This is a genomic window from Parabacteroides goldsteinii DSM 19448 = WAL 12034 (genome assembly GCF_000969835.1).
Lineage (GTDB): Bacteria > Bacteroidota > Bacteroidia > Bacteroidales > Tannerellaceae > Parabacteroides > Parabacteroides goldsteinii.
In genome coordinates this window covers 1194497-1221276 of sequence record NZ_KQ033912.1, presented here as the reverse complement: position 1 = coordinate 1221276, position 26780 = coordinate 1194497, and the positions used below count along the sequence as shown (strand labels likewise).

Genomic DNA, 26780 nt, shown 5'->3' with positions numbered 1-26780 from the left:
ATTAATTGTATTACACATGAAAAAAAGTACTTTGAAAAAGGGAGGAATAGTCCTCTTAGGTGCTCTGGGGGTGGCAGGATTTTCGTTCGCGAATATGTTGCCTCAAGTAGCGAGTACAAGAGCTCCTTGGTATGACACCCGGGAACATTTTGAGACACCGTCTATTGGGGCAACTCAGTTGAAACCGATTGAGAAAGTAAACATTCACACGCATGCAGCAATTGAAGGTGCTGAGTATGGAAATTATTACTCAGTAATCGACTTCGCAAACATGAAGGATGCAAAATTGATGGCTGGTGTGTATGCTTCATTCCTGAATATGGAAGAAACGGAACAATTACCTTTTGACGGACAACATTTGACCATGGCTTATGATGAAATCAAGAACCATGAGAAAATGAACACTGCTTCTACTTTTACTTTTGTAGATGAAACAGAGAAGGCTTGTTTAGGTATTTATCAGAATACAAAAGCTAAAGCTCGTGTGGATTTTACCTATAGTACAAAAGGACTAATTGGTGTAGAGGGTATTGATATTGATATGGCAGCTTATGGAAATAAAGAGCTTGTCAATCGTTCTATTGATTGGTCTTACAATGTTTATATATATGATCTGGCTGGAAAATATCTTTCTAACCCAGTACAGGAAAAGCCTATCTTTACTGCCGAAAATCATCAGATTGGTGCAAAACATGCTTGGAGAAACATTCTTCAAATATCTGATGGCGGTGTTTTGAAGCAAGGTGACTTGGATAACAAGATTATTGTAATCATGTTTGAGAGCACTCAATCTGTACCGGATAAAACATTGGAATCTACAGTCGATAAAACAAAAGATACAGAACCATTGACTGTATTCCGTAATGCACGTATCGCTTTCAATCGTCCTGATGTGGAAATTGAAGGTGAAACTACTGTATTTGAGGCAGGTGCCGGCCGTAATACTTCTTGTAACAAAGCAACATTTACAACGACTGTTGAGTTTTGGAATACGTTGTATGAAAAAGGTGAAGCAAACAATAAGTATACAGCTACATTTGAAGATGTAGAGGGTCGTGATGGCTTAGTTGATGCAGATAAGGAAATACAGCAAGAACTGGCATATTATGAACTGCACGTTAAGTACCCGTTTATCGTTGATAATATGACTGCTTCTAATTCTGAAGATTTCACAAAAGTTGGTGATGCTATTTCTTTGGATGATTTTATTGTAAAAGGTACTCCTGGAGTATCAGATGAAGTTATTTATCGTATACCTCGTGAATATTTTGTTCAAAAGGATGGAGTTGATGATAGAGATCGTATTTCTAATGCTACATTTGATTTCTATTTTGCTCCGCAAGAAGTTGCCGAATTTAAGGCTGATAGCTACATCTGGGCTACAACAACAGCTGAAGCTTCTGATACAGCAAGATTCGTTTTAAGTGGTTCTTCTATTCCTACATACAACGAAGTGAACGACTTGAACTTCGATGAATATAAGGATTATAAGACTGCAGAAATTTCATTCAAGAATCTGCCGTATTTCAACTCAAGAGGTGAAAAAGATTTAGATGAAATCCATTGGGGTGAAATTACTTTGGCAAATCGTACGAAAGCTTACGAACTAGCAACAGATCGTTATGATGACGATGTGAATCTGGTTGGTTGGAAGATCGTATATAAAAATGCACAAACAGTGAATGGACTTGATTCTACTTATGTTCCGGGTCGTTATTTGCCGATGAAGGTTAATGGTCATTCTTATAAGGATTATGTAGAATGGTTTAACCAGTTCTGTGCAACATGCCAGGTTCCTGATGCTCCGGTGATAGGATCACATACAGATGATATGCCTGTTATTGATTGTGCTGGTAATATTGAAGAAAACATCGTTAGTATCAATGCAATCTTCCGTTATTCTCGTGGTGATGTAAATGTAGATGACGATGAATCATTGTATGTTCGTGAAAAATATACAATCGCTCCTGCATTGACATATAAAACTGCAACATCAAGATATGACAAGAATTCTAAAACATTGGAGACAAATGCCAAATATACTTATTCCGCTCAGGATTTGATGGATGGTAAGGCAGGTGCTGTTTACGAAGGTCCGATCTGGATCAGCGGTACTAATACATTCGTATGGTATAACTTCGAAAGTGATGATCTGTTGAGTCATGCTATGGGTATTGTAACTCCGGTTTTGGCTAACGTGAAAGATAAAGACAGATTGGATCTGTTCTTCTCTCCGTATGATGAAACAAGTACTGTTCGTTTCGAGTCAAGACCTCATACTGTATACATCAAGGCTACAGGTTTGAAACCTGACGTTGCCGGTGGTACAACTGCCACAATCAAGGTATTCAAAGAACAGTTCTCTAAGAACGAAAGCACTGATGATGCTTTGTATCATACAAATGCATTCCTGTTCACTGCCGGTGAAAAAGAATATGACAAGGCTTACTGGTTGTCTAACAACATTAGCAATCCGGTTAAGACTATGGCTAAAGATGTAAATGGTGTATATGGTAAACTGAAAGGTACTGCCGTAACAGATACATTGTATTTCGAAGTTGATTTGGACGATGTGGCTTTGGTTAACCGTATTAAGAACGAAGGTCTGGAAATGAAAGTTGTTTATATGCCGTTCAACGACAGGAACGACAAAGCGATCATTTGGGATCTGATCCAAGGTTGTTGCCCGGGTCTGCCTAATGTATTCGACCATATCGCTCAGTTCGGTATCAAGACTGCAGACGTGAAGGGATTCAATGAATTCTACACTGTAGGTACAACCGATGCCGGTTTGGTTACTACTATGAACGCAGATGTAAGAGAAGGTTCTTATAACAGTTTCTATCCGTTCATCCTGAACCAGTTCAGCCCAGTTGAACATGGTGCTACTATTAAAGGTATCTATCGTGAAGCATTCACTAAAGATTACCAGACTCGTTATGTGAATACTTGCTATCCGGAATATACAGGTCAGTTTATCATTGCCGGTATCAACGTGATGGATCCGGTTGACATGACTACTTTCTCTAACAAGTCTACTGCATATAAGTACTCATTTGTTGAATTGGCTGACTTGAACGGTGTTGTTTACAGTACAATTGATTCAGTAAACGGTAAGGTTCAGATCAATCCGAATAAGTACGGTGAAGTTTTGATCGCCGTGAATGTTGCATTCGATCCGGTTGACCGTGATGGTATTGCTATGAGCATTGATACGATCAATACAGGTTCTGCAAAGGGCATGTGGGCACGCTATTATGCCAAGGATACAATTCAGTTGGCTCCGCAACAGCGTTCTAACGAAATCGCAAACCGTGTTCGCTTCTATGATTTGAATGATTATGAAAGAACATTGAAATTCGATGATAAGAAATGGTTGGATCTTGGATTCTTTGCTCCTTACGGTATCAATATCAACGATACTTTGACTGCTAAGATCAAGGGTGACGTTAAAGTACCGGAAGTATGGTACAGTTCTGACGCTGAAGGTAAGAAGAAGATCGAAAACTTCCAGTTTGGTGTAGTAAATGCAGGCGAGATGAAAGATTCTGTAATCTATATTCAGGGTCGTGACCTGCCTCATTACGGAACGTCTACTATCGAATCTGAAAACAAAATAGAACAGAAGATTAATTTGATCAGCAACTCTGACATGTTCACATTCGGTACAGCTAAAACAAAAGAATTGAATGTTCGTGAACAATCTTTGGCTTTGGCTATGAATGGTAACATGGAAGACGGGTCTTTGAACTATGTTTTCAAAGGTGGTAAGGACGATCTTGTTAAAAACGTAATGCGTGGTGACGTAGTTGCTAAGATCGATCTTCGTGCTACTCCGAATGTAGAAGACTTGTGTGACGTAGAAAATGTTATTTCTTTGGCTGCTGTTTGCGATGTAAACAAAGATTTGGGTGTAGCATTTACTGCAGGTTTGACTAATCCGACTATCAAAGAACCGACATATGGTGAAATTGGTGGTAGCGATGCTAAATTCAATTGGAAAGCCGTTCCGGGTGCTGAATATTACAAAGTTGCCGTAGGTCGCTTCACTCCGAAGTTCACTTCTGAAGATGTATTTATCTCTGAAGTTCGTGCCGACAAAGAAAGCAGGACTATCTGGGTTGAGTTGTTCAACGCTACAGGTAGTGTAATCCACCGTGACAATCAGGTTAACTACTGGTTGGAAGTTACCAAAGAATACAAAGAAGATGGTGTTGTCAAGAAAGAAACATCTATCGTAGGTGTTGACAACTTCAGCATCCAGGGTAACTTGGATCCGATCGACAGAAAGTGGTCTTATGCTCCGATCGCTCACCAGATGAATGACATGGATCTGACGACAGATGTAACTAATCCGATCAAATACACTATCCGTTTGATGGAAGGATTCCAGACAGACAAACATCAGATCGATATTTATCTGTTCGATACTCCTGAAACATGGATGGTTAGAAAACCGGTTAGCCCGATGCCGATCAACAATGGTGAATTCTATACAGGTGACTGGAGAACAGAAGTCGGCTCATTGCCTACTGCTTATTACGAATGGCAGGATGATATCAACTTCGACGGCGAAGAATCATTCGACATCGCATCGACATCAACATCTATCCAGGTTCATAACCTGATCCCGCAGACTGCTTACACTGTACGTGTACAGGCATACAACAAGTGTGTAGGTGATGCAAACCAGATGATTCCGTCGGAAGACTACTTAGATTTCGCAACATCTAAGACTGCAACCTCTACGGGGGATATCTACTTCGATAATGCTGATCCTTCAAATCCTGTTGGCAACGAAAGCATCGATGCTACGGCAATCACTGCTATCGGCGGCAAGGGTCAGGTAACGATCCTGAACGCAGGTGGTAAGAAAGCGGTAGTAGCTAACGTACTGGGTCAGGTAATTGCCAACACAGTGATCTCTTCCGACAATGCTACATTCCCGGCTTCTGCAGGTATGGTAGTAGTAACATTGGAAGACGGCACAGTGCTGAAAGCAATGGTTAAGTAATAAAGAAATCCTAATAGAGGGATATTAATAATAGTGAAAGCTGCGCAATGGTTCTCCCAGCGGGGAGAACCATTAAGTAACCCGCGATGGGGGAACGAGTGGTTATATTAATACTAAAGTAATGAAATAAAGTTCATCCTATTAGTATTGCTGTGAAGCAAGAACAAGGAAAAAAAGAGGCCCTGGTAGTAAGGTTAATTTTACGGCCAGGGCCTTCTTTCCTAAAAGGATAAAAATGAAAGCATATATGCTTTGAAATAGCTGTCGGGAGTGTCCCGGCATGGTCTGCAGACGTTCGTATTAAACATAATGAACGCCTTGTACAAGCAATATTTTGATGGATACTGAGACCGACGTTGAAATCATCTAATGAAAAAAACTCAACCCAAAAATCACAGCATCTAATCAATTTAATTATGAATGGAAAACATTATAAATGAAATACTTAAAAGTATGGGAAAAATATACTTTAGGGATGTAAGCAGAAGACTACTTTTGTTTGCATTATTGTTGTTGGGAGTCGTGACGCAGGCGATGGCTGTTGATCGGTATGTGATTGTGTTCAAAGACTTGCCTCATGGAACAACGGAAATTCCGTATGGGACAAGTGCGGATGTTATAAAAAGTGATTTTTTTACTGTTTATGAATCAAATGCCACCGAGGTAGGCGATTTTGCTGCCTTTGTGGATGGTGGCTTTAGCCAGTTAAAAAATAGTTCCTTTGAAGATGCAAAGGGTAAATTAAAACTTTCAAATACGACATCTACAGACTTTTCCTTGGTACAACCTACCGGAAATGTTGTATCAGCGGTTGATGTAAAGATAAAGGCTTATTCATTCGGGATAACTAAACGCTATATTCTCCGTTTAGGAGTTGATGGAAAAGTTACATCGTTTAAAGATTTTTATGATTTCCCTAATCAAACAACGACTCAAACCGCAGGTTCCATCTCTTCTGTAACGAAAAATATAGATTTACCTCTGTATACATTTTCTGTGACAGATGGTAACGCTACAGTCGCAACATTGAAGAATGATATTCTGGCGAAATTATCTGCCTCAATTGGGGATATAAGCGGATTAACAGCGAGTGATGTTACATTGCATAGTGGTACAGGTGATGTTTCTAGCACTACTCTTATTGCTGGAACGTATACCTATAAATTTAAATTATCTACTCCCGCAGGTATTAAAGCAAGTTTTGCCCGTGCGGACGGGGTAGCGGCTCCAACTTCAGTAGAACCTGGTCAAACTAACGCAGAAGTCGAAGTGTCGGGTTCTATCGTTGTGACTGATAAGACGGTTGTTACGCTGAAGGTTCCGGCAAAGGAAATGTTAAGCTTTTATGAGAAAGAATCGAATGCCAATGTTGCGACTTTGGGTGATTTCATTGCAGCAGAGATTGAGAAGACAATACCGAGTGCGCATTCGACAAATATAACCGTATCGAATGTTCGGATTCTCAAAGCCGGATCGGTTCAAAGCGGAGATCTTGTTGCAGCAGATTATAGTTATCTCTTTGATGTAACTGTAAATTCGGAAGGCTATGTTGTTAATATCGAAAGATCTAATTCTGAATCTTTGGGGGCTACCATAACTCCTTTCAGAATAGAAGCAACAGGAAAAGAATCTGTGAAAGTCGGCAACAGTATCGTAATCAAATCGGTGCTGAGTGGCTCTGTTTTCTCTGCCAATTATACGACGGTAAGTAATCAGATACAAAATGAAGATGCTTTGAAACAGGCTATTCTGTCTGGCTTGTCAAAGAAGAATCAGGCTTTGAAGGATGATATTTATTTCGAGAACATACAAATTACAGGTACTCCTGCTTATCCTTTGGGAGCCGGTACTTATTCGTATACATTCGACGTACGTGCTCGGAAGGATTTGAAGATTGCTTTCCCTGAATCTTCTACGGCAGAAATCAAAGAAATAAAATTGAATGAAAAGTCTGCTTTTACTGTTTCTGATAAGATTACGGTAAAAAAGGTTGATCAGTCTGCTGCATCAATAAGTTTTGGTTCTTGGTCTTCCTATACTTATGGTACTCCATTAAGCGGTATTGAGTCTCAAATAACATTCACGAAAGTAAATGGTATAACCGGAATAGAAGATTGCTCGGTCTATTTCGTTAAAGACGGAAAAGAGACTCTTTATGAAACGGGTAAAACAGTGTTGCCTGTGGGTAAATATAATGTAAAAGTTTATTTCCCGGCAAGTGCAAGTGAGATTTATGACTACTCCTCAGTGAATGTAACAGGCGGTACAAAGAAGGTAGAGACCGACGGGCGCGCATCGTTTACATCGACAGGTGTTCTTACAATTACGCCAAAAGCAATCGGAAAAACCAAACTTCCTGTGTTTACAGAAGGTGGCGACGGCTTGTTGGCTGAAGGAACTGCTGTCAACCGGGTTATTGCTGCGATAAGAGCAGCCATACAATCGGCAGACGGAACAGCAGCCATACTGGCTAAGAACGGTATCGAACTCTATTCGGATGAAACGTTTACGCAAAAGTTGACAAAAGGCGTTTTAGAATCAGGCAAAACGTATAGTTATCGTGTCATATTGAATGAAAATTATAAGCCGGGAACTCAGACGGAAGCTTCTGTAAGTGGAAAACTGTCTGCCAATACGTCTATAAACGGATATGACCTGAAGAATGCCGTAACTGCGACCAAAGAGGAAATAAAAGTCGTTTTGCCTGACTTTATTTCAACTCCGATAAAGATCGGTACGATCACAACGAAAGCGGAATTGGAGAAAAAAGTGTTGGATGCAGTGAATAATGCTAATTCCGGTTTGGAAACGGTTTATAGCTTTACTCCGCAAGTGACAACCGAAGCTCCTTTAACAAGTGAAGGTTATCTCTCTTATACTATAACATTAAAAGAGGGTGCAACCCATAAACTGGCCGATTATAAAATAACTTACCAGACACAAAGTTCGGCATCCAATAAATTGAAGGTTGCCGCCGATGGCGTAACGTGTACGTTTAATGAGGCAATTCGTTTTGTGACTGTTTTACCGGTAGAGCATGCCTTTACTTCTCCGAAGAATATTCCGGTTGATTATGTGAAAGACATGAAACCGGCTGCAATCACCTCTTTGGTAAGTGATAAACTGTACCAACTGAATGGCGGGGTTTTGGCTCTTACGGATAAAATCCAGGTGACATTGCTTGATAAAACCGGCACAGCTGTGAAAACAGTGTCCGAGTCGGAAGCTGTTTACGGTTATAAGGTTAGAGTTGCAAAGAAATCAGGCGTACTTGAAGAACTATATGCCGGAAAGGTAGATGCAGACGTGACGATTGATAATTCGGATGCTACTTATATTTATGTAACAGTAAAGAATGGTATTCAATTAAACGCTCGTCCGGTGGCTGAATTTAACTTCCCGACATATGAATTTGATTATATAGTGGGCGAGACTGACGAGGTTTCTCAAATATTGGAACTGATCAAACGTGATTTGGTTTATAACAATCCAAGTGTTCTTTTGGCCTCTTATATCGAAGAAATTACCTCTTCTGACCTGAGTGTACCGGAAGGAGGAACAATGCAATATCAGGTCAAGTTTAAATCGGATTTGTTTGTGGATTATTCGAAGGTGACAGTGAATGGAGAGGAAGTGGCAGAAACTTATCCGCTATCTCCTCAAATAGCTGTCACGATCAATCCGCGTGCGGATCTTACCGTAAACTTGAAAACGTATAAATTTAAGAAAGAAGGTGCGTCGGATGAATTGATGGCGCAACATATCATGGCAGATATTCTGTTGAATAATCCGGATCTGAAAGGCAAGTGTATTCTACGTGTTGCCATTGAAGGGGATGGATATAGGGTGTACTTTGCTCCTACTACCAAATACCGTACAATCACGGTAAAAGGTGCAGATGGCACAACTTTAAGAACGGTGAATTCGGCAAAGGCTGCAACAGGATTCCAACTTCTTTATGCGACTTCTATAACGCTTTTGGATAACGGAGGTATTACCTTGATTGAAATTCCGATGGATATAGAAACGGAATTGACATATCTGAATGAAAATTTCGGTTATACTGCCGGTCATTATGCCCGTTTGATCCTTGATTTCTTGAATAAGCATGTCACGTCGACGGTTGCAAACTTCGTAAAACCGGACTTGGAAACTTGGGGAGTAAAGGTGAATATTATTCGTAACCAGACACAAGTAGATGCCGGAGGTACAGCCGAATTGATTCCGGAGGATGAATATTTGAAGGTTTCCGACTTGTATGGATATCAAGTGGTGTTGACGAATCCTTATTTCAAGAACTACTATACCTTGACTCTTAAACCACTGGCAAACATGAAAGTGACGGAAGAAGTTCCCGGTCAGACTTGGAATGTGCTTCTTTCCGGAACGATTACCAAAAAAGCAGTGACTCCTGTATTGCCGGATGTTACAATTGATTATGCCGATGCTAATACATTAGCTGTAGTGAAGGCGAAAATCAAGGAAGCTGTGCTTAGTGATGTCAAAAATGCAGAGTTGTTCAGATTGGTTGCTGCAACAGGTATTCAGCCCGGAGGTAGTTTCTCTGTTGAATTGACTGCCGATAGTCCTGTACCTGCCGGCAAATATGATTATACATTGACGTTTAAACCGATCGTGACGGAAAATGTGGATATCGCATCGGTTACCGGCGGGCTGGTTGTAAAGAAGGTTAAATTGGAGTTTGAATTCCCTACCGATATAACGTTCAAGTATGAACAGAAGAAAAAGGTAATGGAAAGCAAGATTCTTGAAGAGTTCTTGGCTATGAATGCAGGAATCTTCGATCAATATGCCGACTTTGCCAATCCTGGAGATATCTTTACTGTGACATTGAAAGATGCTGCATGTACGGGTGAAGCCAATGATCCGATTGCTGCAGGTACGTACGGATATGTGATAAAGATGAATGATGCCCCGGCTAACTTCACTTATAACATCGAAGCGGGTGGAAAATCTATGCCATCTTCTGTAATTGTAGCACAAAAGTCTTTAACAGTTAAATTACCTACATATTTATTGAATACACCTGACGAAATCAAACCGGAGGATCAAGCGAAAGCTGTTTTTGTTTATGGTAAGATCTTGTCTGAAATAGAAAACCAAATAAAGCTGACCGATATTCCGGCATTGAATAAAAAGTTGGCTGCTGCGGAAATTCAGGCTGTTGTTTTGCTGGGTGACGATGGAGCACAAACAAAGAATGCCACGCCGATTGCCGGAGTATACGATTATAAGGTGATTTTGAAATCGGATAATTATACCTTTAAATATGATGCGTTAGGTTGTGAGGTGGAAACAACAACGGATGGCAGTGTTATCGTTAAAGGTGGTTTGCAGATTGTGGAATATCCGGTTACTGTAGGTTTCTCTGAAGCGAACCGGTCTATTGCCGGTACTTGGGAAATAAAAGATGGCAAACCGGAATATTCATTATCTATAAATTGGATATCCGGGAATAACGGATATGACTTGTTGGCTATTTCCGATGAAGTCAAGAAGACATTGACTTTGGAACGTTGGAAAATGTATTTCAATAACGATTATCTGAACTGGGCATTGGTGGATACAAAAAATGAGATTGTTGTACAAGACAAGTCATTGAATGTTGTATTAAATACTTATGTTCAGGCAAATTTGACTTCAGGGACTTACTCCCTGCAGGTGGTAAAAGGAGGAACAGAGGTTCCGCGCCTGAAGTCTGCTGTCGGAGATTTCGATATCAATTTGAATACGACTTTGGCAACATTGACGGTTACCCCGGCAATCGTGACGGTTACCCCAGCAAAAGCTGCATATAGAAAAGTCTATGGGCAGTCAGGCGTTTCATCTTTAAAGCCGAAGTTGGCATTTGCGACGACACCGAAGTTGAACGCCGCCACTTTGGTTGCTGACTATGACCTTGAAAATCTCTTTGTTACGACAGATCCGGCCGATGCTGACGTGTTTGCGGCTTATTCACCTGTGGGTGATTATACAATCCAAACCAGCGCAGCCGCAGGAGTTGTCAGCGGTGCATTTGTACCTGTGACAGGTGTCGTGTTCGAGGCCGGTACGGAAAGTGCGATTGTAACGGTTTCTCCTGTCCCGATGGCAGATGCTGTACAGTTGAACGTTTCTGCTTCCCGCGAATATGGCGAAGATCCTGTGGATGGTGACGTAGCCGTGGCAGTAACACCGGCCGACGATACAGTGGATCAGATGTTGGTAGACGAGATCAGCACCATCCTGAACACAGCCGAAGGCCGTGTTGACTGGATTGACTGGGCAAGCTTCAACAAGAAGACAAATGCAGGCAAATATGAAGTACGCTTTACCTCCGATGCAATAGCTTCTATGGGTGGTTTGCTTACTAACTTCGATATGGGGGGTGTGACTATAGTATTAGACAGCTTGGAAATCCGTAAAGCAGATTTGACGGTGACAGCCGAAGACAAGAACCGTGTATACGGTGTGGCTAATCCGGAACTGACAATTGCTTACGAAGGCCTGAAGAATAATGAATACCAGAGCTTGGATGATGTATTCGATGGAGATTTCTTACCGGCGGTGGCAACAGATGCAACCGTGGATTCTCGTGGTACCTGGGATATTTATTTCACTCAGAAGCCGACAGCCAAGAACTATCATGTTACTTATGTGACAGGTAACTTGTCGATCGATAAGATTAAACGGGTAATCGTTTGGCCGGAAGATCAGCGCAACCTGACAATAGCCGTAGGTGAACATGTTGAATTGTCTGCAGCCGTAACGTCTGCTGACGATAATAGACTGTCGATCACCGGCTTGCGTTACGAACTGACCAATAATGATCGCGAACGCGTCGTATTGTATCAGAACGAGAACGGTAAGATGGTGATTGAAGGAAAGATCCGCACGTTGGACGGTCCTGTAAACATTACGGTTTATGCCGATGGCGATGAAACAACTTATATGGATGCCGAGCCTGTAACCGGTACGGTCACAGTGGTTGCTCCGGAAGGTGAAGCTGCGAATGTAAATATCATCGTATCGAATGTGACATCTGTTTATGACGGTACTCCGCGTGCCGTAACAGTAAAGGTTGCTGATAAGGATGGTAAAGAGGTAGATTACAAAGTTTTCTATGAAGGTGACCAAACTGCGTCTACCGTTTATCCGTCCGATCAGAATGCTCCGGTGGATGCTGGTGTTTATAAAGTGATTGTAAAAGCAGAAGTAGGTGCAACAACGTTTGTTTACGAAGCCAAGAATAAGATGATCATCGCTCCGCGTGTAGTGGAAGTGAAGGCTCGCAGTTTCGCAACAACGTATGGAAAGACTGTACCAGACTACTCGAAAGCATATGATTATGATAAGAGTGACTTCCTGGGCGGTGAAGATTTTGATGCCGATAAGATGCCGGTAGTACGTGCCGAGGCTTATAAGGGAAATGCCGGAACTTATAAATTGACTCCGTATTCCGTACAGGATTTCGGAAAGAACTATAAGGTATCTTATATTTCAGGCGAATTAGTTATCAACAAGGCTCCGCTGACAATTATCGCCGATGATAAGGAAAGCGTTTATGGAGAGGACTTGGCAGAACTGACTTATCAGTTAGACGGTCTTGTTAATGGTGAAACCATCAAGAACCTGGGCTTTGCTCCGCGTATCAGTTCGACGGTAACGAAGGGTGCTGATGCAGGAACTTATCCGATCGTGTTTGCCGACAATCATAAGTCAACGAATTATGAGGTGGCTTATAAGGAAGGTAAGTATGTGGTAGTACCGGCATCGCAGAAGATCAGTTGGAATCCGGAAACATCATACAAGGTGGAACAGCGTAACATTCCGTTGACGGCAGTGGCATCAAGTAAGTTACCGGTTTCTTATGTATCCGACAATGACGCGGTAGCTTATGTGAACCAGATAGGCGATAATTGGATCCTGACATTGGTATCTGACGGTTTGGTGAAAGTGAAAGCTATTCAGAACGGGAATACGAATTATTGGGGTGCAGAACCTGTGGAAGTAACATTTGCCATAGGAAATGCTTATGAAAGTGTGGATAATGAGACGATAGTCGTATCCGATCATATCGAAGTTTATCCGACCGTATTCACGACCAATGTAACGGTAACCGCTCCTTCTGCCATCAAACGTGTAGAATTGGTGTCTTATGCAGGTGTATTGTTGAAAGTCTTCAATAAACCTGAGTCTGTAATCAATTTGTCAAACTTCGGAAGTGGCTTCTATCTGCTGAACGTAACGTTGGAAGATGGCACTTTCAAGAGCGTGAAGTTGATTAAGAAGTAAGTAACCTGTAAAATAAATTTAGTATGATAAAGAATATTAAATCAATAATAACATCAGGAAAGCAGCTCATGCTGCTTTCCCTGATACTTGTTTCAGGAGGTAGTGTGGTACATGCACAAGAGGCAACTGGTGTTCCGGATACGGTGTATGTGAGCTTTACGAATTCAGGGGCATTGCCTTCGATGGTTTATGGAACGGCATTCGAGGATTACATGGCGGTAAGCACATTTAATGAAACATCTTTGAAGTACATGTGGGCACTGGCTGGGAATACCGGTAGTCATCAGTTGATGGAGAATTACCAAAATAAATTTAAGAGTGGCAAATCTTTTAAGGATATTATGAAATTTTCCGCCACTCCGACTGTTAAGGATGGAGTGAAATTACAATTGGTAGAAACTGCTCTGCAAGATGCTTTGGATTGTTATCAGTCGGTTACGGAGCTTTATGGATCTCCTGTTGTATATAAGTTAAGCAAAGAGGCTACGGCTACTTTGGAACGTACTATTCCGGTAACACGGGCTGAATTGACTATCACCCCGCGTGATACTGTTCGTTTCTACGGAGATCCCAATCCTGTTTATTCATTGGCAGACTTTACGATTGAAGGTTTAGCTGCCGGTGATGATGCTGCTACTATTTTCGCAGGTGAAAACGAGTTGGCTGTTACATTTGGAGGTGACGTGAATACTGCTGCCGGTCAGGAAGTTTATGTAACATTGGCAGCCGGTACTGTAGACAATTATTCTTGGGAACAAAAGCAGGCGAAGATGGCAATCAAGAAAGCTCTGCTGTCATTGGCATTGCCGGATAGCAGTCGTTTGTATGACGATAAGAATATCGCTAAAATCAAAGGTGAAGAACTGTTGGTTACCTCCGGGACATTGAAGAATGATCAAACATTAAGTGATTTGTTTTTCTCTGATGAATTGAATGTTATTCATACCGCAGTTTCTGCCGGACTAGGAAAAGTAAAGAGTGATGTCGGTACATACAGCTATCAATTGGCAACCCAAGCTGATACTGCCAAGGTTTATTGGCGTTTGGCTAACTATGACGTGCAAGCGATAGCCCCCGCCAACTATGTAGTCGAAAAGGATACGATTACCGTAACTGTATTCCCTTCTGATGCTCAGGTTGAAATAGAAGGAAAGAAAGTGAGCGTAATGCAAAAAGTTTATGGTGAGAAGAATCCTGATGGTTACTTTTGGTTGACAAAACGTAAAGAATCAGCTGGTTCTTCTTCTCCTTCTTACACATTCACCACGGCTGCACCTGTTGCAAAAGATTATATTTCTGCTGAAAATGAGGCTGACAAAGGTTTCACGGTTGCTCCGGTTGTATCCTATCTGGATTATGAAGGCAATGCTGTAACGGAAAAGACCGATGTGAACCTGAAACGTGAAAAACCGAATCAGATAGAGGACAGTCTGTATGTTGCCAAGGTCGGTAATGCAGATAAGATTTCTTCCAAAAACTATGCCTTTAAGGTCGTTGACGGCACATTGAAGATCAATCAGCGTCCGTTGGACTTCCAGAAAGTGGTAGTAGATCGCATTTACGGAGAAACAAAGCAAGACACAACCTGGACTTTTGAAGCAAACAATGCTGAAAAGCAACGTGGTTTGGCTAGTTTCGATGCTGCATATCAGATATCGACCAATAAGAAAGCTTTCGAGCTGATTGATGTAATGCCACAGTTGGTTATCAAAAAACAGGCTGCCGACAGTACATTGTGTGCTGGTAGTTATATCGATACGTTACAGATTAAGCTGGTGACTGTGGATAACACCGTTACTCCGAAGTTTAAAGCAATGGATCGTAATTACAGTCTTAAGTATTCGTTATTGACTGATAATGCTAAAACGAACGACAGTATTCGTCTGGAAGTGGCCAAGGCTGACTTGAAGATCAAACTGGGTACAATTCAACGTACGTTCGGTGCGGCAGTGCCTGACTTTAATGATGTGGAAATTCAGAAAGAGTTTATCACTTATACCGGTTTCAAACTGGATGAGTCAGCTAAGAACTTGGATTTGGTTGCGACCGTTGCTGAAGGCAATCGTATCAAGAATCTGGAAATAGCCGATCAGCCGAGCGTATTGCCGGTAGGCATTTACGAATTGACAGGCATCCGTGATATCAATAAGGAAAATACCAACTATGCGATCACAATTGAAGGAAAAGCTTTATATCAAGTAATTCCGGATAATTCTTTGGTCTTGGAATGGAACCCGTTGACCGTCGACCTGATTGTAGGCGATAAAATCAAGCTGGATGCAAAAGTGAAGAAGGATCAGAATATAATAGCTGAGGGTGCTCAGATAGATTTTGTATCATCCGATCCGGCAAAGATTCAAATTGAGAAAGTGGGTGATTATTGCTATCTGTTTGCCAAAGCATTAACAGATAATGACGGCGTAACGATTACTGCCAGCTATCATGGTCTTGCCGGTTATGACGAAGTAACGAAATCTGTGGTTTACAAGGTCATTCGTCTGAAAAATGAAGCTGATTACAATGTGGTATTGGGTGACATGAGCTTCGTTTATGACGGAACGGCCAAGGAAGCTGATGTAAAAATAACTGATCTGAAAGGTCTGAATGAATATCCTCATTATGTATTGTATAATGGTGATACCGATCTGCCGGTAAAAGCCGGTACATACAATGTGTCGATCTATCTGGAAGAAGGAAAGGGAGAAAGCAACTTGTTCATTCGTAAAGAAACAATGAAGATTAGTGCCGGCGAAGTGGTTGTAACACCGGTAGATGAAACAATCGCTTATGGTGAAGCAATTCCTGAATCGTTTGCTTATACGGTTAGCGGATTTATCGGAAACGACGGCTTCAAGGCAGGCAAAGAACCGAAGGTAAAAGTGGCTAGCGACATAACCGGCGCAGGAGAATATACCTTATATGTAGAAGGTGGTGATCCGGGTGAGAATTATACGCTTGTAACGAAAACTGGTTTACTAAAGGTTACTAAGTCCGGATTAACTATTAAGGCTGATACGATCCATACGGTTTATGGAGAAGAAATACCGCCGTTCACCCTGACAATAACCGGCCCGAATGGAGCGGTAGATCCTGAAACATTGAATGATATCTACACCGTGAAAGCAAAGGTAGATCCGGAGGATGCCGGCGAATACGATTTGATCGTCGATTGTGTCGGAGTAGGAGAAGGCGACTATTCTGTAACCTTGGTTCCGGGTAAACTTTATATAGCTAAGGCCGATGCCGGTCTGGCATGGGATATAGCCGGAACAACCCTTGCTGGTGGCGACAGTATTTTGTTGACTGCCGAAGCTGTTTCGCCTGCAACAATCGCTTACACAATGCAGCATGATACGGTAGCAGCCGTGAAGGTTGTAGAAGAAGGTGTTTGGATTACCGGTAAGCATCAAGGTGTAACAAAATTGTACATCTCGATACCGGAAGAGAAGAACTATCTGGCTGCTAACGATTCTGTAACATTCAACGTAACATCGACTGTCGCCAACGAAAGCATCGCTCTGCAAAGTGTAGGATTGTATCCGACATTTGTTGAAAACGAAACGTCTGTAACATCCGACAGTCCGGTGGCTATGATCCGTGTATTCGATGCTTCCGGCCGTTTGGTTAAGTCGATCGAAAAACCGGAATCGTTGATCAACCTGAGCGAATTGAGCAAAGGTTACCATCTGGTACAGATCGTACTTGAAAGCGGTGAAGCGAAAACAGTACGTATTATGAAAAAGTAAATAATCCGATTATTCTGTAATTAAGGAATATATTTAGAGGTTAATTAATGGAAGAGATGTTCTGTGGAGATAGCGATCTTTTGTAGAACATCTCTTTTGAAAAATAGAGTCTATAATAAAATATACGGAAAATATGGTAAAGAGAGAGTTTGTTAAAGAAATATCCGAACGTATGTCTATAACCCAGGTAGAGGCAAAACAATTTGTAAAAGTATTTCAAGATATTTTGACGGAAGAGTTACAACAGAATAGACCGTTGGAGTTACAGGGATTTGGAACATTTAGTTCTTGGAAACAAATCGGGCGTGCTGCCCGCAATCCGAAAACGGGTGTACCTTGTTGGATAGAGCCTCGTGTGAGTGCAAAATTCAGGCCTGGAAAATTTTTACTGGAAGCTTTGAATGAAGCGGATAAATAGAATTAAAATAATGAGAAAGAATCTACTTAAATTTATTTGCTTCCTTTTGATTGTCAATGACTATGTGTTTTGCGGTTCTCTTGGTGCCCAATCCATTCCCAATGGAGATTTTTCGGCAGAGTGGGTAACTGGTTATAACGGAGTCGGTAAACAGCCTGCCGGATGGAAAGCCTCGAATGTCAATCAGCTGGGAGTAAAAAAAGAGTTGGTAACTTGTAATCCGGATGGTTCCGTGTTATTGACCAATCGTTTTGTAGGTCTGTTGGGTATAGGTTCGAATGCACCGGCTTATATATCTTTGGGAACTCCGTGGGTCTATGCGAATGTATCGAATATATCTCAAAGTGACGGAGGTACGACCGGAGGCCTTGAATTCACGCACCGTCCGGATTCTCTCGTGGGCGTGTTCAAACGTAAAGTAGTAGCGGAGGAAACCGGTTGGATTATCTTTTATCTTTGGAAAGGGACAAGTGTGTCCTATGGTCCGGATAACAAAGAGTTGATAGATAATGACCGGGATATATTGGCTGAACATGGTTCTGTAACGCTGATCGGGAGGGCTGAATATGAAATAAAGGGTACTTTATCCGATTGGACGCGTATTTCCATACCGATTGATTATTTATCGGATGAAACACCTGAAAAGATGAATGTTATTCTTTCTGCAGCTGATTATCGTGGCGACCGAAAGAAGATAAAGGAGTATAATACTTTGTCGGTACAAAGTGTGGAACTGGTGTATAAAGATCCGGTATCGACAGAAAAGATTAATCTGTTATCCGATCGTTTTTCCGTTATCGACAAAATACTGTATCTTGATGGGAGTTATAGGAATCTAGCTGTCTATACAATGGATGGAAGGCTGGTTTGTAGTTCTGTCCGACCGGAAAAAACAACTACTTTCTCTTTTCTCTCCGCAGGGGTTTATCTGTTGAGAATTGAAGGGGAACAAGGAGTAGAAACGCAAAAGTTTCAGATTCGTTAAAAATGTAATCTGTTTTTTTCATATCATTATAAAAAGGTTGTAGCTCGGGTTTCGTGGATTGTATGTAAATACATCTATGAGATTCGAGCTTGATTTGTTTGTAATAAGGATTTCTTAATAGTGTACGGATGGATTTTCGCCATAAATAATTAACTTTGCAGTTGGTTGAAAAGTAAAAACTAAAGTATGAAGAAAATTAGAGCCGCCATCGTTGGTTATGGCAACATTGGAAAGTATGTGTTAGAGGCCCTGGAAGCCGCTCCGGATTTTGAAGTGGCAGGTGTTGTACGTCGTAATCCGAATGACGTACCGGACGAACTGAAAGCTTATACTGTGACAGACAGTATCACCAAGTTAGATAAAGTAGACGTTGCCGTTCTTGCAACTCCTACCCGCAGCGTTGAAACGTACGCAAAAGAAATTCTTTCATTAGGTATCAATACGGTAGATAGCTTCGATATCCACGGAGGTATCGTAGACCTGCGCCGTTCGCTGGATGCTGTAGCCAAAGCACATAATACGGTTGCCGTTATTTCTGCCGGATGGGATCCGGGAAGCGACTCTGTTGTTCGCGCCCTGCTGGAAGCAATGGTGCCGAAAGGTATCACTTATACAAACTTCGGCCCGGGGATGAGTATGGGACATACGGTTGCCGTGAAAGCGATCGAAGGTGTCAAGGCTGCTTTGTCCATGACAATTCCGATGGGAACAGGCGTTCACCGCCGTATGGTTTATATCGAAGTAAAAGACGGTTACGATTTCAAGCAGGTAGCTGCCGCAATCAAGGCTGACGATTATTTCGCACACGATGAAACACACGTAATGCAGGTGGAATGTGTCGACAACCTGCTGGATATGGGACACGGTGTGAACCTGGTCCGCAAAGGTGTATCAGGTAAGACTCAGAACCAGTTAGTTGAATTCGACATGAAGATCAACAACCCGGCTCTTACTGCCCAGATCCTGGTAGCCGTTGCCCGTGCAAGCTTCAAACAGCAGCCGGGTGCTTACACTATGATCGAATTGCCGGTGATCGATATGATCTGCGGCGATAGAGAAGACTTGATTAAACGACTTGTTTAATACATAAATTATGCTCGATTTTATTACCTGGACGGCTGACCCCGCCATCTTTTCCATAGGTTCACGCGAAATTCGCTGGTACGGACTTGCTTTTGCTATCGGTTTCTGGATTGGTTATTCCATTGTAAGCCGTATGTGGAAAAATGAAAAACTTCCTCCTGCATGGATCGATTCCCTGCTGATTTATACCATGGTGGGTACTGTGGTCGGCGCCCGTCTGGGACATTGCCTCTTTTATGATCCCGGATATTACCTGGCTAATCCAATAGAGATTTTCAAGGTCTGGGAAGGCGGACTGGCGAGCCATGGCGGTACGCTGGGTATCGTCATCGCGATCTATTTTTATTCCAGGCGTATCACGCATAAAAGCATGCTTTGGACATTCGATAAACTGGTTGTTCCGACCGGACTGGTGGCAGCTATGATCCGTTTGGGAAACCTGATGAACCATGAGATATACGGTCATCCGACCGATCTTCCGTGGGGTTTCCGTTTCATCGAGAACCTGCATGCCTGGAAAATGGGGGCAGAGCCGATCTTTACCGTTCCCAGCCATCCGACACAGTTGTACGAGGCATTATGCTACCTGGTTACATTCGGTATATGCATGTGGCTTTACTTTATCAAAAAGGAGTGGAAGCGGGAAGGTCTTATTTTCGGGGTCTTTATGATTTGTATATTCGGCTCGCGTATCTTTATCGAATTCCTGAAAAATAATCAGGAAGCGTTTGAAGATAACATGGTCCTGAATATGGGCCAGTGGCTCAGTATTCCGTTCGTGCTGGCAGGTTGCTGGTTTGTCTGGAGGGCGCTCACAAGGAAGCCGAATAACTATGAAGAGCTAAAAATAAAAAAGTAAAAAGTATAAAATGTACAAATTAAAAGAAATAGCAGATAAGGTATATTATGTAGGAGTAAACGACCGTCAGAAGGCCCTCTTCGAAAATATGTGGCCGCTTCCGTACGGCGTTTCTTATAATTCGTATTTGATCGTAGACGAAAAGACTGTATTGATCGATACAGTAGACGTTTGCTATTCTGATATCTTTTTGAAAAAAATAGCGGATGCATTGGATGGACGGACGCTCGATTATCTGGTCGTGAACCATATGGAACCCGACCATGCCGGCAGTATCCGCCTGTTGCGCCAGCAATATCCTGATGTGCAGATCATCGGTAACAAGCAGACATTCGGTATGCTGGACGGCTATCACAATATAACGACCGGACTTTACGAAGTGAAAGAAGGCGATACGCTGAATATCGGTCGCCACCAGCTTTCTTTCTATATGGCTCCGATGGTGCACTGGCCGGAGGTAATGGTGACTTACGATTCTACCGATAAGTTGTTGTTCTCTGCCGATGCTTTCGGAACCTACGAACGTTGGATGGCGGTGTGATCGATGAGGAAATGAATGTAGATCATTTCTGGGAAGAAATGATCCGTTATTATTCCAATATCGTCGGCAAATACGGTAATCCGGTACAGCGTGCATTGCAGAAACTGTCGGCCCTGGAGATCAACACGATCTGTTCGACACATGGTCCGGTATGGCGCAAATATGCTCATAAGGCAATTGAAATATATGACCGTCTGAGCCGTTATGAAGGGGAGGATGGTGTTGTCGTTATTTATGGCAGCATGTATGGAAATACGGAGCAGATGGCGGAAGCGATCGCTTCCTCTTTGTCGGCAAACGGTGTAAAGAACATTGTGTTGCATAATGTCAGCAAGAGTCCGGCTTCGTATGTTCTGAAAGATGTATTCAAATACAAAGGCGTCATTATCGGCAGTCCGACCTATTCAAACAGTCTGTTTCCGGAAGTGGAAGCCATCCTGAGCAAGATCGAGATGCGCGAAGTGAAAAACCGCCTGTATGGCTATTTTGGTTCGTTCACCTGGGCTGGTGCGGCTGTAAAACGCCTAACCGCTTTCGGAGAAAAGATGAAATGGGAAACTGTTGGTACTCCTGTGGAGCAAAAACAAGGTCTGAAAGCCGATAAGTATGAAGAATGCTGGGCTTTGGGAGAAGCTATGGCTAACAAATTGAAAATTGAGAACTGAAAATTTGAAAGGACCGGTTTTCGTCATGTAGAGAATATTATTAACGAAAGATCTAATTAATAAACACAGAAGATTGTCTGTTGATATTGGAAGTTCCTGTAATTTTCAATTTTCAATTTTCAATTTTCAATTAAAAACACTTGTTATGAGACTAATTATTGAACCAGATTACGAGCAACTCTCGAAGTGGGCTGCCAACTATGTAGCTGCGAAGATTAAGAAAGCGAATCCAACAGCTGAAAAGCCATTTGTTCTGGGCCTTCCTACCGGATCATCTCCGCTGGGTATGTACAAGAACCTGATTGAACTGAACAAGCAAGGTGTCATCTCCTTCCAGAATATCATCACTTTCAATATGGATGAATATGTAGGATTGCCGAAAGATCATCCTGAAAGCTATCATTCATTCATGTGGAATAACTTCTTCAGCCATGTAGACATCAAGCCGGAGAATGTAAATATCCTGAACGGTAACGCTCCTGATCTGGAAGTTGAATGTGCTGCCTATGAAGCCAAAATGAAAGCTGTAGGCGGTGTAGACCTGTTCCTGGGTGGTATCGGTCCTGACGGCCATATCGCGTTCAACGAACCGGGCTCTTCATTGGCTTCACGTACACGTGTTAAGTCACTGACTACAGATACGATCATCGCTAACTCACGTTTCTTCGACAACGATGTAAACAAGGTTCCGAAGACTTCTGTAACAGTTGGTGTCGGTACGGTATTGGATGCGAAAGAAGTGCTGATCATGGTAAACGGTCACAACAAGGCTCGCGCTTTGCAACAGGCTGTTGAAGGCTCGATCAACCAGATGTGGACAATTACTGCTTTGCAGATGCATCCGAAAGGTATCATCGTAGCTGACGAAGCTGCTTGTGCTGAAATAAAAGTAGGTACATACAACTACTTTAAAGATATCGAAAAAGATAATCTTTGTCCTTGCAGCTTGCTGAAGTAATTGTTGAGTTTTATTTTGCTAAGAAAAACAAAAACCGGAAGGGAATTCTTTCCGGTTTTTTTGTTTTTGTATGTGTTAATTCTCCTTTGATTAGCAATAGTTTTGGAATAAATGCGTTTATATAATTGTTTTGTTCGGAGAACCGACTGGTATTTATTAATTAAACTTAGGAGTGTATCATGAAAAGGATGTTGTATTTATTCGTTTGTTTGTTGATTCTTGCTCTGCCAATTTCTGCTCAGAATCAGGTTGTGGTGGGATTAACAACGGAAGGAAAGGAGCTGAAGGCCCGTAGTTTTGAATTTGACGGAAGGATACGGGATTATAAGATGGATACAACCGGTACTTTTTTTATGGTGAAAATAGGGTATCTGACCAAAAACGAACAATCTTATAAGAACAAAGGTGAACTGGTTGTTATTGATTTTCCAGCAGGAAAGGAGTTGTGGAAAAGAAAGATGAATTATATGACAGATCAGTTTGCATTGCTTCCCGAAGGTGTTTTATTCAATTCGAAAGGAGTGAAAAGTTCTTTGCTGGATTTGCAGACAGGGGGATCGAAATGGAATAAAAAAATCCTACCTTATATATTGGATCGTGAGGACAATAAATTGTGGGCTTACAAAAACGGGGCTTCGAAAAAACTGGAATGTTATGAGATGAATTCCGGAGAACTTTTGTGGACTCGGGAAGTTCCCCATACATATGGCTGGAATTATCACGGACTGGTTGATGATTCGACAAGGCTGATCGTTTCTGACGGGATGCACCTGGTTAATATTAATAATGGATCGGGAGAGAGTTATCCGATGATAACCGGAACAACGAATTATACGGGAGCGGTGGCATTGGGTGCTTTGGGTGTACTGACCGGCGTTTTAACCGGCTTTAGTGCAGTCCCGATTGGTGCTGGAGTTAATGCGGTCGTGGAACTGACTTCGAATGTGTTGAGAGATGATACCTTGTTTTATTTTGCCAATCGCACACAATTACTATGTCTGGATAACCAGCTGAAAATGAAATGGGGATATCCCCTTCCGGAAGATCTGACATCCCACTCGCAACTGTTTGATTATGGTGAGAGGTTGTACATGATCAATTATGGATCAGGCTATCGTACTAACTTGCGGGATTTACCTTCTGTATATGAAAAAAAGATGATGGAAGTCAATATCGGAAGGCCTTTCATTGCCTGCTTCGATAAAAATACCGGGAAAAATATATATCTGAATCAACTGACAAAGAAAAAAGACAGGATTGAAGACGCTTGTCTGAAAGGGGAGCGGAATACATTATATTTATTGTTTGATGATGGAATCTCCTTTTGCCAGTTATCAGATAGTTCGGAAATAGAAGTTTCGTCTTGGGATGAGAAAAACAACGGAAAATTACAGGGGTTTGTGTATAATTCATTTTATATGGAAAATGCAGATAGTATTTCTTTTAACCGGATCACACCGTCCGATTCTGCATCATGCTTCGTTTATAATGATCGGTATGAGATTTTAGAGATCGATGAGCAGATGGAGGTTATTCGCACTTATCAGCCTGAAAGTTTGTTTTTTTCGGATCTGAACTGGGATGGTTATTCTATTATCAGCCGGGGAAGAGCTCAATATCTGATTGATTTCAATAGAAAGAAAATAGCGGAATTATATATTCCGTTCGATTTGTTTGTGATAAAGGATAGAGTGTTTACGTTGAATGAAGAAAGAACTAAACTTTTGGAAATAAGCTTGAAAGAGTTATTCCCCGAGCGGATTATTGAAGATCCGGTAATATAATAAGTGAAAATGTTTGTAATTTAATTTTAGTATTTATCTTTGGTCCGTGTTTATGAGTGAAAACAGACATTGCAGGAGTAGAATCGTTTATGTTTATTGAGATAGAATTTGTGTTTAATATCTAAAACAATTTGTAGTATGAAAAAGATTGCATGTTTATTACTTCTTTTCGTGGCATTTCAGGTGAGTGCACAAGAATTTCATTTTATCCCGAAGATCGGTTTGAATTTTGCCAATATGACAAACTCTGATGGTAGTATGAAACCCGGTTTGAATATCGGGGTAGCCGGCGAAGTGATGATGACTAATAATTTTGCTATTGAACCGGGTATATTTTATTCGATGCAGGGTGCAAAAGGGAAAGGTGAATCTTCTGGTTTAAAGATAAAGAATGATTATTTGAATATTCCTGTTTTATTTAAAGGTTATGTCTATGAAGGTTTTAATTTATTTGCCGGGCCACAATTAGGTTTCAAGGTATCGTCAAAATTAAAGTATTCTAAATCGGGTACTTCTGTTTCTACCAGTGAAGGAAGTGATTTATTTAAATCCGTTGATTTTGCAATCATAATAGGAGCGGGCTATCAATCTTCTATGGGCTTACTGTTTTCATTAAGTTATAATATTGGGTTGGCGAATACAATCAATGCAGATAAGTTCGCCGCATTACCCGGAGGTAGTGGCATGGAAGGTGAAAAGAGCCGTAACGGTGTCCTCCAGTTCAATGTTGGCTGGCGCTTCTAACTAATTTATGCCGGATTTTGCAAACTTTAGGTCGAAATCCGGCTATTATTATATGTAAAAGATCTATTATTTTTGTGGTAATAAATACTATTGCCATGAAATATTCTTTTGTAACGATTTTATTTTTAGCCTTGTCCTTACACTTAGGCTATGGGCAGGATCAGATTTTGCCTGTCCCGTCTAACCAGCCCAGTCCGGCACAACAGAAACAGATTGCCCGGAAGTATGGGATGTTTATTCATTTTGGTATTAATACATTCCATGATCAGGAATGGACGGATGGCTCAAAGCCGGCTTCTTCTTATCGCCCTACAGCTATCGATGCCGATCAATGGATCAAAACAGCTAAAGATGCCGGCATGAAATATGTCATATTGGTAGCCAAACATCATGAAGGCTTCTGTCTTTGGGATAGCAAACTTACATAAAAATTGAGATTTATAAGCGCGTCTAATAAAAATAAAGACCACTCCCTGCTGTTATTCCACCGACTTTCGTTATTTTAAAGTTGTAATACAAAAAAACTATATCTTATGGACAGAGTTTGTGGTCTTGATGTGCATAAAGATAGTGTCTTTATGTGTATTCTCACAGCAAACGGTGAGAAAATTGAAGATGTGTTTGGAACTTTAACACCGGAACTGGATCGCCTTCGTGACACTTTAGTCTCTCATGGTGTTGGTAAAGTTGCAATGGAAAGCACCAGTATTTATTGGGTTCCTATTTGGCGCATTTTGGAATGCGATTTTGATGTTAAATTGGTTAACCCTTATTTCATCCGTCAACTCCCTGGTCGTAAAACTGATATTAAAGATGCCCAATGGATTGCGACTGTTCTTCAGAAAGAGCTAATAAAGGGAAGTTATATTCCTGATTCAAAAATACAGGAATTACGTCAGTACAGTCGTCGTATCTTCCATTTGACTCGTCGCAAACAGCAAGCTGAATCTGCTATCGATCTAACGTTGCAACGTTGCAATATTCGTTTGAGTAATTATGTTTCTGATATTGGTTGTAAATCCATGCGTAAGGTGGTCAATGCATTAATCTGTGGTGAAACTGATTCTGAAGTATTAGCTCTGTTGGTTCACAAGCGTATTCGTAATAAACATTGTCATGAGGTTATTAAGTCGTCTTTGACTGGTATTGTATCTTCATCAGACAGAGACATGCTTAAAATGAGTTTGGAAGAAGTGGAACTTTATGATCGTCAGCTTCTTGAGTGTAAAGAGAAAATGCGAATAATTTGCGAGGGACATTATGCCGAGGAACTGGAAATCCTTCAAACAGCTCCTGGGATAAAAGAGGAAAGCGCTATGAGAATCATAGCAGAAATCGGTGTTGACATGAAAGCCTTTCTAACAGCATCAGCTTTAGTTGGCTGGGCTGGATTAAGACCGCGAAATGATCAAAGTGCAGGAAAGATCAAAGGAAGAAAGACTTTACATGGAAACAAGTATTTACGTGTTATGCTTACACAATGTGCATGGGGAGCCTGCAGGACTCAAACATCTAAATTTTATAGCAGATATCATACCTTGAAAAAGAGAATGAATCACAACAAGGCTTTAATGGCAAATGCTCGAAAGCTACTCGTTGTTATTTGGAATTTATTAGCTAAAAAGCAACCTTATATGCCATTTGTGAATTAATGGTTGCTTCTTAATGAGCGTTCCAAGACCCTTATA

The 26780-nt window shown here is 41.4% G+C and carries 11 protein-coding genes and 2 pseudogenes; all 13 read left to right on the top strand.

The genetic code is table 11. The features are described from left to right. Nucleotides 1-16 precede the first annotated feature (16 nt). The 13 genes and pseudogenes from HMPREF1535_RS04705 (at nucleotide 17) to HMPREF1535_RS04645 (ending at nucleotide 26744) form a co-directional block, all read left to right on the top strand. Complete coding sequence (locus HMPREF1535_RS04705; protein ID WP_046145434.1) at nucleotides 17-5014, top strand: DUF6383 domain-containing protein; 4998 nt, start codon at nucleotides 17-19, stop codon at nucleotides 5012-5014. Between the two features lie 453 nt (nucleotides 5015-5467). Further along, nucleotides 5468-13309 (top strand): MBG domain-containing protein, encoded by a 7842-nt coding sequence (locus HMPREF1535_RS04700; RefSeq protein WP_148499100.1) that lies wholly within the window; start codon nucleotides 5468-5470, stop codon nucleotides 13307-13309. Nucleotides 13310-13332: 23 nt separating this feature from the next. Next, nucleotides 13333-17055 carry an MBG domain-containing protein gene (locus HMPREF1535_RS04695; protein ID WP_046145433.1) on the top strand — a complete coding sequence of 1241 codons (3723 nt, stop codon included), beginning with the start codon at nucleotides 13333-13335 and terminating at the stop codon, nucleotides 17053-17055. A gap of 103 nt (nucleotides 17056-17158) precedes the next feature. After that, on the top strand, nucleotides 17159-17473 hold the full coding sequence (locus HMPREF1535_RS04690) for an HU family DNA-binding protein (protein WP_316246734.1): 315 nt from the start codon (nucleotides 17159-17161) through the stop codon (nucleotides 17471-17473). A 10-nt stretch (nucleotides 17474-17483) separates the two neighbouring features. Then, nucleotides 17484-18458 (top strand): T9SS type A sorting domain-containing protein, encoded by a 975-nt coding sequence (locus tag HMPREF1535_RS04685; protein ID WP_046145431.1) that lies wholly within the window; start codon nucleotides 17484-17486, stop codon nucleotides 18456-18458. Between the two features lie 186 nt (nucleotides 18459-18644). Next, nucleotides 18645-19541 (top strand): diaminopimelate dehydrogenase, encoded by an 897-nt coding sequence (locus tag HMPREF1535_RS04680; RefSeq protein ID WP_046145430.1) that lies wholly within the window; start codon nucleotides 18645-18647, stop codon nucleotides 19539-19541. Between the two features lie 10 nt (nucleotides 19542-19551). Continuing rightward, complete coding sequence (lgt, locus tag HMPREF1535_RS04675) at nucleotides 19552-20400, top strand: prolipoprotein diacylglyceryl transferase (RefSeq protein WP_046145429.1); 849 nt, start codon at nucleotides 19552-19554, stop codon at nucleotides 20398-20400. Nucleotides 20401-20410: 10 nt separating this feature from the next. Next, nucleotides 20411-21606 (top strand): annotated as a pseudogene (locus HMPREF1535_RS04670) (FprA family A-type flavoprotein). A 145-nt stretch (nucleotides 21607-21751) separates the two neighbouring features. Beyond that, complete coding sequence (nagB, locus tag HMPREF1535_RS04665; protein WP_046145428.1) at nucleotides 21752-22564, top strand: glucosamine-6-phosphate deaminase; 813 nt, start codon at nucleotides 21752-21754, stop codon at nucleotides 22562-22564. A 179-nt stretch (nucleotides 22565-22743) separates the two neighbouring features. After that, nucleotides 22744-24348, top strand: a complete 1605-nt coding sequence (locus HMPREF1535_RS04660; protein WP_046145427.1) for a PQQ-binding-like beta-propeller repeat protein — start codon at nucleotides 22744-22746, stop codon at nucleotides 24346-24348. A gap of 138 nt (nucleotides 24349-24486) precedes the next feature. After that, complete coding sequence (locus HMPREF1535_RS04655; protein WP_010801877.1) at nucleotides 24487-25092, top strand: porin family protein; 606 nt, start codon at nucleotides 24487-24489, stop codon at nucleotides 25090-25092. Nucleotides 25093-25187: 95 nt separating this feature from the next. Next, a pseudogene (locus HMPREF1535_RS04650) lies at nucleotides 25188-25517 on the top strand (alpha-L-fucosidase); the annotation flags it as partial. Between the two features lie 108 nt (nucleotides 25518-25625). Then, on the top strand, nucleotides 25626-26744 hold the full coding sequence (locus tag HMPREF1535_RS04645; protein WP_010800321.1) for an IS110 family RNA-guided transposase: 1119 nt from the start codon (nucleotides 25626-25628) through the stop codon (nucleotides 26742-26744). Nucleotides 26745-26780: the final 36 nt, after the last annotated feature.

Bases quoted from the DNA above. Each gene is read 5' to 3' on its own strand.
- nagB (WP_046145428.1), top strand. From the start codon at position 21,752: ATGAGACTAATTATTGAACCAGATTACGAGCAACTCTCGAAGTGGGCT.
- lgt (WP_046145429.1), top strand. From the start codon at position 19,552: ATGCTCGATTTTATTACCTGGACGGCTGACCCCGCCATCTTTTCCATA.
- HMPREF1535_RS04660 (WP_046145427.1), top strand. From the start codon at position 22,744: ATGAAAAGGATGTTGTATTTATTCGTTTGTTTGTTGATTCTTGCTCTG.
- HMPREF1535_RS04645 (WP_010800321.1), top strand. From the start codon at position 25,626: ATGGACAGAGTTTGTGGTCTTGATGTGCATAAAGATAGTGTCTTTATG.
- HMPREF1535_RS04700 (WP_148499100.1), top strand. From the start codon at position 5,468: ATGGGAAAAATATACTTTAGGGATGTAAGCAGAAGACTACTTTTGTTT.
- HMPREF1535_RS04685 (WP_046145431.1), top strand. From the start codon at position 17,484: ATGAGAAAGAATCTACTTAAATTTATTTGCTTCCTTTTGATTGTCAAT.
- HMPREF1535_RS04655 (WP_010801877.1), top strand. From the start codon at position 24,487: ATGAAAAAGATTGCATGTTTATTACTTCTTTTCGTGGCATTTCAGGTG.
- HMPREF1535_RS04705 (WP_046145434.1), top strand. From the start codon at position 17: ATGAAAAAAAGTACTTTGAAAAAGGGAGGAATAGTCCTCTTAGGTGCT.
- HMPREF1535_RS04680 (WP_046145430.1), top strand. From the start codon at position 18,645: ATGAAGAAAATTAGAGCCGCCATCGTTGGTTATGGCAACATTGGAAAG.
- HMPREF1535_RS04695 (WP_046145433.1), top strand. From the start codon at position 13,333: ATGATAAAGAATATTAAATCAATAATAACATCAGGAAAGCAGCTCATG.